Consider the following 13,603-nt stretch of genomic DNA (forward strand, 5'->3'; position numbering starts at 1 on the left):
ACTCCCGTCGGGGCCCCGGCGGGGCTCAGTCCTCCGGGAGTTCGACCGGTGCCAGCTCGTCGAACCGGTCGCCGGGTCCGGGGTTGGTCGCGTCGGTCGCGCCGCCGAAGTGGGTCATCACGCCCCACACGGCGTTCAGCGCGGTCTGCACGGCCCCCTCGGCCCAGCCGGCGGTCCAGGAGATGTCGTCACCGGCGAGGAACAGGCCCCGCTTGTCGGCGGGCAGCCGGTCCTGCATGAAGTGGGTGAACAGCCGCCGCTGGTAGCGGTAGTGGCCGGGCAGGTTGGCCTTGAACGCGCCCATGAACCAGGGCTCGTTCTCCCAGGAGACGGTGACCGGGTTGCCGGTGATGTGGCTGCGGATGTCGACGTTCGGGTAGATCTCGCCGAGCGACTTCAGCATGACGTCCATGCGCTCGGTCGCCGAGAGCGGCAGCCACTTCAGGCTGTCGTCGCACCAGGTGTACGAGAGGCAGATGCTGGCCGGCCGGTCCGGCCCGTCGTCCAGCAGATACGTGCCCCGGGTCATCCGGTCGGTCAGCGTCATCGACATCGTGTCGCGCCCGGTGACCTCGTCCTTGTCCAGCCAGAACGGCCGGTCCACGGGCACGAACAGCTTGGACGACTCCATGTAGTGGGTGCGCTCCATCGCCGTCCAGTGGTCGATCGGGAACAGCGCGTCGTCGCAGGCGATCTTGGAGAGCAGCAGCCAGGACTGCCCGGTGAAGACGGCGGCCCGGAAGGTGCGGATGTCGCCGGAGGCGTCGGTGACGGTGATCCGGTTGCCGGCCGTGCGGTTGAGCCGGGTCACGGCCCCGCGCGGCTCGCCGCCGTGCAGCGAGGACAGCGAGGTGCCGAGCGGCCAGTGCGTGACCTTCCGCGGCTCGCGTTCCCACAGGCGCAGCGGGAGCTGCTGGCTGCCGCCGACGATGGAGCGGTGGTGGTCGTCCGCCTCGGTGTAGACGACGCGCAGGATCTCCAGGATGGAGTTGGGGAAGTCGGTGTCCCAGCCGCCGGTGCCGAAGCCGACCTGGCCGAAGATCTCGCGGTGCCGGAAGGACTTGAAGGCGTCGGAGTCGCAGAGGAAGCCGTAGAAGGTCTGGTTGTCCAGCTTCTCGACCAGCCGGGACCAGATCTCCCTGATCCGGGGCACATCGCGCTCGCGCATCGCCCGGTTCATGCCGGAGAAGTCGGCGCCCTCCTCCAGGCAGCGGTTCCAGGCGTCCATCACATCCCGGTAGACCTGCGGGAGTTCGTCGATGGTCGTGGCGTAGTGCGACTCGCCCTTGAGGTCGACCACGGTCGAAGGGGTGGCCGGGCAGAGCGGGTTGGGGAACGCCTTCGTCTCCAGGCCGACGAGGTCGATGTAGTGCTGGAGGGCGGTCGAGGAGGGCGGGAAGCGCATCGCGCCCATCTCGGCGGTGAGCGGTTCGCCGTCGGTGGCGCAGCCCTCGAACTCGACGGTGCGCAGCCGTCCGCCGATGCGGTCGGCCTCGTAGACGACCGGCTTGAGGCCCATCTTCATCAGTTCGTACGCGGTGATGACGCCGGAGAGCCCGCCGCCGATGACGGCCACCTCGGTGCCGTGCTCGGTCGCCGGTATCTGGCCGAGGCCCGCCGGGTGGGCGAGGAAGTCGTCGTACGCGTACGGGAAGTCCGGCCCGAACATCGTGATCGGCGGGGCCGCTTCCTCGGTGTGCTGGACGGCGGGGGGCACGGCGGTCATGGCGTACGGGCTCCTTGCGGGACGGGCGAAGACGTGAAGGGGGCGGGCGGGCTCAGACGAGGGAGCCGTACAGGCCGGGGCGGCGGTCGCGGAGATACGGGTTGGCGGCCCGGGACTCCGCGAGCAGGGCGGGGTCGACGTCGGCGGTGACCAGCTCCTCGCCGCGCCCCGCCCGGGCACGGACCGTGCCGTCCGGACCGGCCAGGCAGCTCAGCCCGGTGAAGTCGAACGCGCCTTCCGGGCCGGTGCGGTTGACGTACGCGATGTACAGCTGGCTCTCGAAGGCGCGGACCGGGACGAGGGATTCGGCGACGAACGAGAAGGGGTGCATCAGCGCGGTCGGGACCAGCAGGAGATCGGTGCCGGCCAGGGCGTGCGCCCGTACGTTCTCCGGAAACTCGACGTCGTAGCAGGTCAGCATGCCGATCCGGATGCCGTCCAGGTCGGCCTGGACCACGGGCTGCCCGCCGGGGGTGAACCAGCGCTGCTCGAAGTCCCCGAAGAGGTGGGTCTTGCGGTAGTTGGCGAGGGTGGTGCCGTCGGGGCCGATGAGCTGCGCGGAGTTGTACAGGGTGTCGCCCTCGCGCTCCGGGTAGCCGTAGTGGACGGCGATCCCGTGCCGTACGGCGATCTCGGCGACGGCGCGGGCGGCGGGCCCGTCGGCGGCCTCGGCAAGCCGGGGGACGTCGTCACCGATGGCGTACCCGGTCAGATACAGCTCGGGGCAGACCAGGAGCCGGGCGCCGGTGGCGGCGGCGCGGCGCGCGGCGTCCGCCAGCAGCTCGACGGACCCGGCGACCGAGCCGGGACGCCCGGAGCTCTGGAGCAGGGCGGTGCGCAACGGCGGCATGGCTGACCTCGGACGATGCGGGCGGGGCGGGGACGTGGAAAACGGTACGTTCCACGCTTCGGCCCGAACAAGACGCGACCGTTGCGCACCCATGGCCGATCCGTTGCGCGGTTCGCGCGGGGCGCGAAGATTCGTTGCGCGGGACCCGGCCCGCCCCACGGGCGACGGCTACCCCGGGGACCCCGGCGCATACCGCCGCAGCAGCGGTGAAAGGACCAGCACGGACTTCGTCCGTTCGACGTACGGCTCCCCCGCGATCCGTTCAAGCACCTGCTCGAAGTGCCGCATGTCCGCCGCGAAGACCTGGACCAGGGCGTCCGCGTCTCCGGTCACCGTGGACGCCGAGGCGACCTCGGGATAGCGGGCGAGCCCCTGCTTGATGGACTCCGGGGACGTGTTGCGGCTGCAATAGATCTCGATGTACCCCTCGGTCTCCCAGCCGAGCGCCGCCGGGTCCACCCGCACGGTGAACCCGGTGATCGCCCCCTCGGCGCGCAGCCGGTCGACGCGGCGTTTCACGGCGGGCGCGGACAGGCCGATGATCGAGCCGATGTCGGCGTAGGAGCGGCGGGCGTCCTCGGCCAGGGCGTGGACGATGCGTTCGTCGAGGTCGTTCAGTCGCACGTCGTACGGGTCACTTCTCTACGGGGCACGGACGGAGCCGGGCATGACTGTGCCGGGGGACGGCGCGTGCCGTCCCCCGGCAGTAGACCACGGGTCAGCTCCAGCTGGCGTGCAGCGGCTTGCCCTCCGCGTAACCGGCGGCGCTCTGCACCCCGACGACGGCCTTCTCGGCGAACTCCGCGAGGGAGGCCGCGCCCGCGTACGTGCAGGAGGAGCGGACGCCCGCGATGATCGAGTCGATCAGGTCCTCGACGCCCGGGCGCGCCGGGTCCAGGAACATCCGCGAGGTGGAGATGCCCTCCTCGAAGAGCGCCTTGCGGGCGCGGTCGTACGAGGACTCGTCGGAGGTCCGGTTCTTCACGGCGCGCGCGGACGCCATGCCGAAGGACTCCTTGTAGAAGCGGCCGTCGGCGCTCTGCTGGAGGTCGCCCGGGGACTCGTAGGTCCCGGCGAACCAGGAGCCGATCATCACGTTGGACGCACCGGCGGCGAGCGCCATGGCGACGTCGCGCGGGTGGCGGACCCCGCCGTCGGCCCAGACGTGCTTGCCGTACTTCTTCGCCTCGGCGGCGCACTCCAGCACGGCCGAGAACTGGGGGCGGCCCACGCCGGTCATCATGCGGGTGGTGCACATGGCGCCGGGTCCGACGCCGACCTTGATGATGTCCGCGCCGGCCTCGATGAGGTCGCGCACGCCCTCGGCGGCGACGATGTTGCCCGCCACGATCGGCACCTGCGGGTCCAGCGCCCGGACCGCGCGCACCGCGCTGATCATGGACTCTTGGTGACCGTGCGCGGTGTCCACGACGAGGGTGTCCACACCGGCGTCGAGCAGCTGCTTCGCCTTGCCGGCCACGTCGCCGTTGATGCCGACGGCGGCGGCGATCCGCAGCTTGCCGGCCGCGTCGGTGGCCGGGGTGTAGAGCGTGGCGCGCAGGGCGCCCTTGCGGGTGAGGATGCCGACGAGGCGGCCGTCCGCGTCGACGGCGGGGGCGAGCTTGCGGTTGGCGCCGTCCAGCTTGTTGAAGGCGTCGCGCGGGTCGATGTCCGCGTCCAGGACGACCAGGTCCTTGGACATGACCTCGGAGAGCTGGGTGAAGCGGTCCACGCCGGACAGGTCGTGGTCGGTGACCACGCCGATGGGCCGGCGGTCGGCGTCCACGACGACCCCGGCGCCGTGCGCACGCTTGTGCAGCAGGGACAGCGCGTCGGCGACGGTCTGGCCGGGCGACAGCTCGATGGGCGTGTCGAGCACCAGGTGGCGCGTCTTCACCCAGGCGATGACCTCGGTGACGACCTCGATCGGGATGTCCTGCGGGATGACGACGAGGCCGCCGCGGCGGGCGATGGTCTCGGCCATCCGGCGGCCCGCGATCGCGGTCATGTTCGCGACGACGAGGGGGATGGTGGTGCCGCTGCCGTCGGGCGAGGACAGGTCGACGCCCTGGCGCGATCCGACCGCCGACCGGCCCGGGACCATGAAGACGTCGTCGTACGTGAGGTCGTACGGAACCGAGGGGGACTCTGTATAGCGACCGGTGCCGGGCTCAAGAAAACGCATAACACTCATTTTTTCATACGAAATGGCGCAGGTCGCTTCCACGAAGACACAGCAAATGACTCCCACGCTCGTATGTTCCTACGAAGGAACCGCTGCGGGAGTCCCGGGCAAGTGCCACCTGCCTTGCCCCCAGACCTTACCCGAACAGCTTTCAACCATTCCCGACCATCTGCCCTGGACCTGGTGACAGGGGGTCAGGTAGCTTCAAACCCGCAGGTCCCGCGGGTCACCACAACGCCCCGGAGGAACGGACGGATCATGCTCAACTTCCGTCACCCGTACGACCGGAGAGGATCACGACCCGCCCGTGGAGAACGAACTGCCGGACATCTACTGCCCGTTCCCCCAGCGGACGAACCCGCATGTCACCCACGTACGGGAGCATCTGGACACCTGGACCCGCAACACCGGTCTGGTGCACCGGGATTCGGCCAGGGAGCGCTTCGAGCAGGCGGACTTCGGCGCGTTCGTCGGCATGGTCTACCCGACTGCCGACAGTGAGAATCTGGACCTGGTCGCGGACTGGTTCGTCTGGCTCTTCCTGGTGGACGACCAGCTGGACGACGGCCATCTCGGCCGGAGCCCGGAGCGGGTGCGGGACGTCGTCGCCCTGATGCTGGCCGTGGTCGAGGGCACCCGCACCGGGGTCCTGGAGCACGAGGAGCTGCCCGCCGCCGTGGTGGCCCTCATCGACCTGTGGCAACGTACGACGCCGACCGCGGCGGTGCACTGGCGGCGCAGGTTCGCCTGGCACCTGAAGAAGTACCTCACCACCGCCACCACCTGGGAGGCCGGGAACCGGGCGGCGGGCGTGGTGCCGTCGGAGGAGCTGTACATAGAGAAGCGCCGCCACACCGGCGCGATCATCGTCTGCATGGACCTGATAGAGATCGTCGCGGGCATCGAGGCGCCGTCCTCGATCCACAACGACCCCCGGTTCATCACCGCGCTCGAAGCGTCCTGCAACCACGTCTGCTGGGCCAATGACGTGTATTCGTACGAGAAGGAACAGGTGCTCGGCGAGATCCACAACCTCGTCCACCTGGTCCGCCACCACCGCGGCTACGGAAAGCAGGAGGCGCTGGAGCACGTCTGCGCGGAGATCGCGGTCGAGACGGAGCGCTTCCTGACGGCGGAGACCGAGCTGCTGGAGGCGTATCCGCAGCTGACGCCGATGCTGGAGCCGTATCTCGACGGTATGCGCAGCTGGATGCGCGGCAATCTCGACTGGTCCCGGCAGACGCCCCGCTACAACCCGGCCGACGTCAGCCAGTACGAGCAGCCGGAGCAGTATCTGGAGTCCACGGTCCTGGGCGTCTGCCAGGACTGAGCACCGGCGGTATGGGAGAGGGGCGAGCGGTCACGGACCGCTCGCCCCTCTCCCATACGACCGTGAGGCCGTACGCCCGTACGTCTCAGTCGCCGTCCGGGTCCGCGCGGTCCAGGGCCGGCCGGCGCGGCGCGGCCGACTCGGTGAGGAGGTAGTCCGCGGCGGCCGTGTCCGTGACCAGGCTGGTGACCAGGCCGGACCGCAGCACCGCACCGATCGCGGCGGCCTTGCGCTGCCCGCCCGCGATGGCCACCACCTCGGGAATCCGGCGCAGCCGGTCCGCCTCGACGGTGATGCACCGCTCGCCGAGGTCCCGGCCGACCCGGCGGCCCTCCGCGTCGAAGAGGTGGGCCGACATCTCGGCGGCGACGCCGAGCGAGGCGTAGTGCCGGCGCTCCTCGTCGGAGAGCATGTCGTGCACGGTCGAGATGCCCGGCTCCCAGGAACCGATGGAGACGGCCGCGACCGTCACCTTGTCGAAGTACTCGAAGGCGCGGGCGATCCCCGTCTGGTGGCGCAGCGCGGCGGCCGTCGCCGGGTCGGGCAGCAGCATCGGCGCGTAGATCGGGTGCGCCTCGCCCCCGGAGACCTGGGCGGCGCGCCGCACGGCCTCCACCGAACCGCGCTCGGCGGTGCCCGCGTCGTACACCCCGGTGAGCTGCACGACCGTGCACGGGGGCAGCCGGTCGAGGGCAGCGGCCATGTGGATGGTGGAGCGGCCCCAGGCGAGCCCGAGCACATCGCCCTCGGTCACCAGTTCGCCGAGCAGGTCGGCCGCGACCTCGCCCAGGTTCTCCGGGTCCGCCGCGTCGTCCTGCTCCTCCGCCGGGGACTCCACGACGACCGCGTGCCGCAGCCCGTAGCGGGCCCGGAGCGCGTCGGAGCGCTCGGCGTCCAGCTCGGCGGGGACCCGGATCTCGATGCGTACCAGATCGCGTTCCAGGGCGGTCTCCAGGACCCGGGCGACCTTGAAGCGGCTGACGCCGAACTCCTCGGCGATCTGGATCTTGGACTTGCCCTCAAGGTAGAAGCGGCGGGCCATGGCCGCCGCCTGCACCAGCTCCGCGGGCCCCATCCGCAGGGCGGACCGGCCCGCCGACATTGCAGACACCGCGTTCTCCTCACTGCTGTTCACGCTCTTGATACGCCGTTCATCCTGTCAGATCCGGCGATCCTTGCCGGGGCCCGTCGGACCCCGTTCATCTGCCTTTGGCCGGGGCGACGCCCGCCCGCCCCGGCCGCCCCGGACTCAGTGCGCGCAGGCCCAGCCGGCCGCGCCGATGGCCCCGTCGGCCTTGGCGCGCAGCGCCCGCACCGCGGCGGCGGGGTCGCCCGCCCCGTACACCGCCGAACCGGCGACGAAGACATCGGCGCCGGCCTCGGCGCACCGCTCGATGGTGGACTCGGAGACACCGCCGTCGACCTGGAGCCACAGATCGAGCCCGTGCTTGGAGATCAGCTCACGGGTGCGGCGGATCTTCGGCAGCATGATGTCCAGGAACGCCTGGCCGCCGAAGCCCGGCTCCACGGTCATGATCAGCAGCATGTCGAGCTCGGGGAGCAGGTCCTCGTACGGTTCGATGGGCGTCGCCGGCTTGAGCGCCATGGAGGCGCGGGCGCCCTTGGCACGGATCTCCCGGGCCAGCCGCACGGGGGCGGCGGCGGCCTCGGCGTGGAAGGTGACCGACCCGGCCCCCGCCTCGACGTACTGCGGGGCCCAGCGGTCCGCGTCCTCGATCATCAGATGGCAGTCCAGCGGCGTGTCCGTGGCCCTGCTGAGCGATTCCACGATCGGAACGCCGAGGGTCAGATTGGGCACGAAGTGGTTGTCCATGACATCGACATGGAGCCAGTCGGCACCTTCGACGGCCTTCGCCTCATTGGCGAGGCGCGCGAAATCGGCGGAGAGAATACTCGGGTTGATCTGGGCCATGGGCCAAGCCTGCCATGTTCTGCGTCACTTCCCGGCCTCAGTGCGCTCCAAAGGCTCACGGGATCATTACGGTTCGCACATTCCCGGCGTTTCACCCCGGTGAGGGGCGTGCGGTCAGGCGGTACGGCGGAGCAGCGCCAGATACATCGCGTCGGTGCCGTGCAGATGGGGCCAGAGCTGGACGTCGGGTCCGTCGCCCAGCGCGGGCACGCCCGGCAGCAGCGGACGGGCGTCGATCCACTCCGCCTCGACGGGCGCCCCGCCGCGTCCCTTGAGCACGTCCTCCACGACGACCCGGGTCTCCGCGAGGTGCGGCGAGCAGGTCGCGTACCCGACGACACCGCCGACGCGGACGGCCTTCAGCGCCTCGCGCAGCAGCCCGCGCTGGAGCGGCGCGAAGCCCTCCAGGTCCTCCGGTCGGCGGCGCCAGCGGGCCTCGGGGCGGCGGCGGAGCGCGCCGAGCCCGGAGCACGGCACGTCCATCAGGACCCGGTCGAAGCCGCCGGGGCGCCACGGCGGGCGGGTGCCGTCGGCGGTGATCACCTGATACGGGCCGGGGTTGCCGGCCAGCGCGCGTTCCACCAGGCGGGCGCGGTGCGGCTGCTTCTCGGCGGCCAGCAGGGCGGCGCCGCGGCCGGCGGCGAGAGCGGCGAGCAGGGCGGCCTTGCCGCCGGGGCCCGCGCAGCCGTCCAGCCAGCGGGCGTCGGGGCCCTCCAGCGGGGCGGCCGCCAGGGCGGCGGCGACGAGCTGGCTGCCCTCGTCCTGGACCCCGGCCCGGCCCTCGCGCACGGCGGTCAGGGCGCCGGGCTCGCCGCCCTCGGCCATCCGCACGGCGTACGGCGACCAGCGCCCGGGCAGCGCGTTGTCCGCGCCCAGCTCCCCGGTGAGCTCGTCCGTGGTGGAGCGGCCGGGGCGGGCGACGAGGGTGACCTCGGGGCGCTCGTTGTCCGCGTCGAGCAGGTCCTCGATCCCGGCCCGGCCGCCGCCGAGCGCGTCCCAGAGCGCGGAGACGACCCAGCGCGGGTGCGAGTGGACGACCGCGAGGTGGTCCTCCGCGTCGTCCTCGTAGGAGGGGGCCACCTTCGCGATCCAGCCGTCGAGGTCGTCGGCGGACACCTTGCGCAGAACGGCGTTGACGAACTTGGCGCGCCCCTCCCCCAGCACCACCCGGGCCAGCTCCACGCTCGCGGAGACCGCCGCGTGCGTCGGGATACGGGTGCCGAGGAGCTGGTGCACGCCCATGTTCAGCACGTCCAGGACCGGTGGGTCGACCTCGCGCAGCGGCCGGTCGATGCAAGCGGCGACGATCGCGTCGTACGTCCCCTGGCGGCGCAGCGTCCCGTAGACCAGCTCGGTGGCCAGGGCGGCGTCGCGGTGGTCGAAGCCGCCCTTGGCCCGGGCCTTCTTCAGCAGCGGGGGCAGGACGAGATTCGCGTACGCGTCGCGCTCGTCGACGGCCCGCAGGACCTCGAAGGCGAGGAAGCGGACCGGGTCCTTCTGGGGACGGCGGTGCGGCTTGGCGGGACGGCGACGCGGCTGGTCGTTCACGTGAAAGGTGCTCCGCTGAAGGTGAGAGGACGAACCCTCCCAGCCTACGTCCCCGTCCCGGGGCGACCGGTCCCCGCGCCCCCGCCCCGGGGCGGTCCCGGGGATCAGCTCCCGACCAGCTCGCCCGCGGCGATGCGCACTCCGCGCGCCCAGTCGGCGGCGCGCATCGGCTTCTTGCCCTGCGGCTGCACCCACAGCAGCTCGACCGCGTGCGACCCGGTGCCGACGAACACGTTGTTCTTGCCGGCCGACAGCTCACCGGGCGCCAGCTCGGACCGGTCCACGGCGGGGGTGGCCTGGACGAGCTTCAGGCGCTCGCCCCGGAACAGCGTCCAGGCGCCCGGGGCCGGGGTGCAGGCGCGGATGACGCGGTCGACGCGGAGGGCGGGCGCGGACCACTGGACCTGGGCGTCCTCGACGGTGATCTTCGGCGCGAGGGTGACCCCGTCGGCGGGCTGCGGGACGGCGTGCAGGGTGCCGTCCTCGATGCCGTCCATGGTGGCGGCGAGCAGCCCGGACCCGGCGAAGGCCAGCCGGGTCAGCAGATCGCCGCTGGTGTCGGTGGGGCGGACCTCCTCGGTCAGGACGCCGTAGACCGGCCCGGAGTCCAGGCCCTCCTCGATCAGGAAGGTGGAGGCGCCGGTGACCTCGTCGCCGGACATCACGGCGTGCTGCACGGGGGCCGCGCCGCGCCAGGCGGGCAGCAGCGAGAAGTGCAGGTTGACCCAGCCCCTCGCCGGGATGGCCAGCGCCGCCTTGGGCAGCAGTGCGCCGTACGCGACGACCGGGCAGCAGTCCGGCGCGATCTCCCGCAGCCGCGCGAGGAAGTCCTCGTCCCGGGGCCTGGCGGGCTTCAGCACCTCGATCCCGGCCTCCTCTGCGCGCTCGGCGACCGGGCTGGCCACCAGCCGCCGGCCACGCCCCGCGGGCGCGTCGGGCCGGGTCACGACGGCGGCCACCTCGTGCCGGCCGGAGGCGATCAGGGCGTCGAGTGCGGGAACGGCTACCTCGGGGGTGCCTGCGAAGACGAGCTTCATGGGTGGCTGACTGCCTCTCAGGCCGGACTCTCAGGCCGAAACGTTACGGTGACGAGCAACGCACAAGTCTATGGGGCGGCGGACCGGGGGGCGTACGCACAGTCGCGCGCCCCTCGCAGGTGCGCATACGCCCCCCGAGCGTGACCAGATCCCCCGGTGCGGCGTTGGTCAAGAGAGATTGACCGAAGCGAGCCGCCCTGGTGCGGCCCGATCCCTTTCAACGCCGGTTCGAGAGGCTTCTTCATGGCCGACCACGCAACCCACGACGCCCAAGCGCGGGCCAGCCTGCATCTCCTGGTGCGGGACATCGAGCGGGTCCGGCGGCAGGTGGACGCACTGCGCACGCTCACCGCACAGCTGGGCAACGTCTACCGTCCGCGCCGCACCGGCCCGTCCGCGGGCTTCGTCGTCTACGGCAGGGCCCCGGCCCCGACGGTCAGACTGGCCCAGGAACTGCGGGACAGCGTCGAGACGCTGGTCACGGCGGCCGTGGACTTCGACCGCTCGCTGGGCTTCTCCTGGGACGCGGTGGGCTCCGCGCTCGGGGTCACCAAGCAGGCCGTACACCGCCGTTACGGATCACGGCGCACGACCCCGCAGCCCACGGCCCCCGAGTCCACGGAGGTCATCCCCCAACGCGCCCCCACGGTCCCCGCCGCCCGGGCCCCCCAACCCCCCACAGACCGCCCCAACCCTTTCCCGAGCCCCCGCAACGGCTGACCCGGGGGTGAGCCGGGCCGCCCCCGCGCACACGCGAGGGGGCGGCCCACCCGCGGAATCCAGCCCGTCCGGCGCCCGAGGACAACGACCTCAGCCGATGTCCACCGGATCCACCCGCACCCGCACCGCCGCCCCACCCCGCGCCACGCGCGCAGCGCGCAACGCCGCCGCCAGCGCCGCCCCGCTCCCGGGCGGCACCCGCACCAGCGCCCGCTCCCAGACCTCCCCCGCCGGCGCCTCGAACGCCCGCCGGGCCCGCCCCGGCCCCGCGGCCGGCACCGGCACGGGCCCCAGCACCTCCGCGTCCCCGGGCAGCCGCGCCCCCGCGAAGAACGCGGCCAGCGCCTCCGGCTCCCCCGTCACCGACGCCATCCGGGACACCGGCGGAAAGCCCAGCTCGGCCCGCTCCGCCAGCTCCCGCCGGGCGTGCCCGACCGGGTCCCAGCGGACCAGCGCCTGCACGGGCCGCAACGTCGGCTCGGCGACGACCACCACCGTGCCGCCCTCCGGCCGCCCCCGGACCAGCGCGGCGGCGGCCGTCCACCGGCGCAGCGCCTCCTCACCGGCCCGCAGATCCGGCCGGCCGACCATCGCCCAGCCGTCGAGCAGGAGCGCCGCCGCGTACCCGCCCTCGGCGACCGGCTCGGCGCCCGGCGTGCTGACGACCAGCGCGGGCTGGTCCGGCACCGAGTCGAGGACATGGTCGCGCCCGGACGTCCGCACCGGCACCGCCGGGAACGCCCGGCCCAGCTCCTCCGCCGTGCGCCGGGCTCCCACGATCTGGGCGCGCAACCGCCGCCCCCCGCAGGCCACGCAGTGCCAGGACGTCTCGGCCCGCCCGCACCACGCGCAGTTCAGGTCCCGCTGGTCCGGCGCCTCCAGCGGCCCCGCGCACTGCCGGCACCGGGCCGGCTCCCGGCAGCGCTCGCAGGCGAGCCGGGGGGCGTAACCCCGCCGGGGCACCTGGACCAGCACCGGACCGGTCCGCAGCCCGTCCCGGACGGTCTGCCAGGCGAGGCTGGGCAGCCGGGCGGCCCGGGCGGCCCCGTCCCGCGCCAGCTCGCCGTCGCCCACGGTGCGGATGACGGGCGCCGCCGCCCGTACCTGGTCCCGGTCGGCGCGCAGCGGCAGCGCCCACCCGCTCTCCACGAGCTGCGCGGCCTCCACCGTGCAGCTGACGGCGCCGAGCAGAAAGGCGCACCGGCCGTGCGTGGCCCGCAGCTCCAGGACCTCGCGGACATGCGGGAAGGGGGCGCGGTCGTCGCTGTGGCTGGAGTCCCCGTCGTCCCAGACGACGACGAGTCCGAGGCCGGCGACGGGCGCGAACATCGCCGCCCTGGTCCCCACCACCGCCCGGACGGCGCCGCGCCGCACGGCGAGCCATTCCCGGTACCGCTTCCCGGGCCCGGAGCCGGCGGTGAGCAGCGCGTGCCGCCCCTCGCCGAGCAGGGCGGTGAGCGCGGCGTCGACCCGGGCGGCGGTCCGCCCGTCGGGGACGACGACGAGCGCGCCGCGCCCGGCGGACAGGGCCGCGGCGACGGCGGTGGCGATCTCGGCGGGCCAGTGCGGTCCGGGCAGCGCGGTCCACACGGCCCGGGGTGCGCCGCCGCCGGCCAGCGCGGCGAGGAACGCGGGCCCCTGCGCGTACCGCTCCCAGCTCCCGGGGGCGGGCGGCGGAGGGGCGGGCAGGGGCGCGGGCGACGGCTTGGCCTCGGCCTGCGCGTTGCGCGGGGGGACGGCGAGCTGGAGGACGTCCGCGAGGCTGCCCGCGTACCGGTCGGCGACGGCGCGGGCGAGGGAGAGGAGGCCGGGGCCGAGGACCGGCTCGGGCGAGACGACGGAGGCGAGCGCGGCGAGCGCCCCGGTGTAGTCGGACTCGGCCAGCCGCTCGATGAGGAAGCCGTCCACGAGCCCGCCGCCCTCGCGCCGGCCGCCGCGCACCTGGCGGCCCCCGGCGCCGAAGCGGACCCGGACGCGCACCCCGGGCTGTGCGTCGGCGTCCAGCTCCTCGGGGACGGCGTAGTCGAAGTACTGGTCGAGCTGGAGCGCGCCCTTGTTGACGAGGACGCGGGCGACGGGCAGCTCCTTGGCGAGGGCGGCACCGCGCCAGGTGCGCGGCTTGGCGCGCGGCACGTCCGCCCGGCGGACCGCCTCCCGGATCAGCGCCAGCTGCTCCGGCGCCCCCGGCTCGTCGGACCGCTCGTTCTCGCTGCTCACAGCTCCATCCCTACCAGACGCCTCGGACAACGGCGCCGCCGTCCCCGTAACCCCTCG

Annotated in this window: 11 protein-coding genes; 2 read left to right on the forward strand and 9 right to left on the reverse strand. The window is 73.3% G+C overall.

Annotation, left to right across the window (positions count from 1 at the left end; all coding sequences use genetic code 11):
* Positions 1-25: 25 nt before the first annotated feature.
* From OG338_RS03065 to OG338_RS03080, 4 genes are all read right to left on the reverse strand, one after another.
* The gene (locus tag OG338_RS03065; protein ID WP_405935844.1) at positions 26-1,726 is read right to left on the reverse strand and encodes a flavin monoamine oxidase family protein; all 1,701 of its coding nucleotides are present in this window, start codon (positions 1,724-1,726) and stop codon (positions 26-28) included.
* Positions 1,727-1,778: 52 nt separating this feature from the next.
* Positions 1,779-2,576, reverse strand: coding sequence for a carbon-nitrogen hydrolase family protein (locus OG338_RS03070; RefSeq protein ID WP_405935845.1), 798 nt, complete (start codon positions 2,574-2,576; stop codon positions 1,779-1,781).
* A gap of 168 nt (positions 2,577-2,744) precedes the next feature.
* On the reverse strand, positions 2,745-3,200 hold the full coding sequence (locus OG338_RS03075; RefSeq protein WP_405935846.1) for an Lrp/AsnC family transcriptional regulator: 456 nt from the start codon (positions 3,198-3,200) through the stop codon (positions 2,745-2,747).
* A 94-nt stretch (positions 3,201-3,294) separates the two neighbouring features.
* Positions 3,295-4,761, reverse strand: a complete 1,467-nt coding sequence (locus OG338_RS03080; RefSeq protein ID WP_405935847.1) for a GuaB1 family IMP dehydrogenase-related protein — start codon at positions 4,759-4,761, stop codon at positions 3,295-3,297.
* A gap of 307 nt (positions 4,762-5,068) precedes the next feature.
* Here OG338_RS03080 and OG338_RS03085 point away from each other — a divergent pair, with 307 nt between their 5' ends.
* A complete protein-coding gene (locus OG338_RS03085; protein ID WP_405935848.1) occupies positions 5,069-6,091 on the forward strand; it encodes a terpene synthase family protein in 1,023 nt (340 codons plus the stop codon).
* Positions 6,092-6,176: 85 nt separating this feature from the next.
* Here OG338_RS03085 and OG338_RS03090 read toward each other — a convergent pair whose 3' ends face one another.
* The 4 genes from OG338_RS03090 to fmt all read right to left on the reverse strand — a co-directional run bounded on the left by OG338_RS03090 (position 6,177) and on the right by fmt (position 10,609).
* The gene (locus tag OG338_RS03090) at positions 6,177-7,193 is read right to left on the reverse strand and encodes a sugar-binding transcriptional regulator (protein ID WP_405940301.1); all 1,017 of its coding nucleotides are present in this window, start codon (positions 7,191-7,193) and stop codon (positions 6,177-6,179) included.
* Between the two features lie 147 nt (positions 7,194-7,340).
* A complete protein-coding gene (rpe, locus tag OG338_RS03095) occupies positions 7,341-8,024 on the reverse strand; it encodes a ribulose-phosphate 3-epimerase (protein WP_405935849.1) in 684 nt (227 codons plus the stop codon).
* Positions 8,025-8,138: 114 nt separating this feature from the next.
* Positions 8,139-9,572, reverse strand: coding sequence for an RsmB/NOP family class I SAM-dependent RNA methyltransferase (locus OG338_RS03100; RefSeq protein WP_405935850.1), 1,434 nt, complete (start codon positions 9,570-9,572; stop codon positions 8,139-8,141).
* A 104-nt stretch (positions 9,573-9,676) separates the two neighbouring features.
* A complete protein-coding gene (gene fmt / locus OG338_RS03105) occupies positions 9,677-10,609 on the reverse strand; it encodes a methionyl-tRNA formyltransferase (RefSeq protein ID WP_405935851.1) in 933 nt (310 codons plus the stop codon).
* Between the two features lie 243 nt (positions 10,610-10,852).
* On the opposite strand from fmt, the gene OG338_RS03110 reads away from it, so the two are divergent.
* The gene (locus OG338_RS03110) at positions 10,853-11,329 is read left to right on the forward strand and encodes a hypothetical protein (protein ID WP_405935852.1); all 477 of its coding nucleotides are present in this window, start codon (positions 10,853-10,855) and stop codon (positions 11,327-11,329) included.
* A 90-nt stretch (positions 11,330-11,419) separates the two neighbouring features.
* Here OG338_RS03110 and OG338_RS03115 read toward each other — a convergent pair whose 3' ends face one another.
* Positions 11,420-13,546, reverse strand: coding sequence for a primosomal protein N' (locus tag OG338_RS03115; RefSeq protein WP_405935853.1), 2,127 nt, complete (start codon positions 13,544-13,546; stop codon positions 11,420-11,422).
* Positions 13,547-13,603: the final 57 nt, after the last annotated feature.

It is taken from the genome of Streptomyces sp. NBC_00726 (genome assembly GCF_045161735.1).
In the GTDB taxonomy this organism is placed as follows: domain Bacteria; phylum Actinomycetota; class Actinomycetes; order Streptomycetales; family Streptomycetaceae; genus Streptomyces.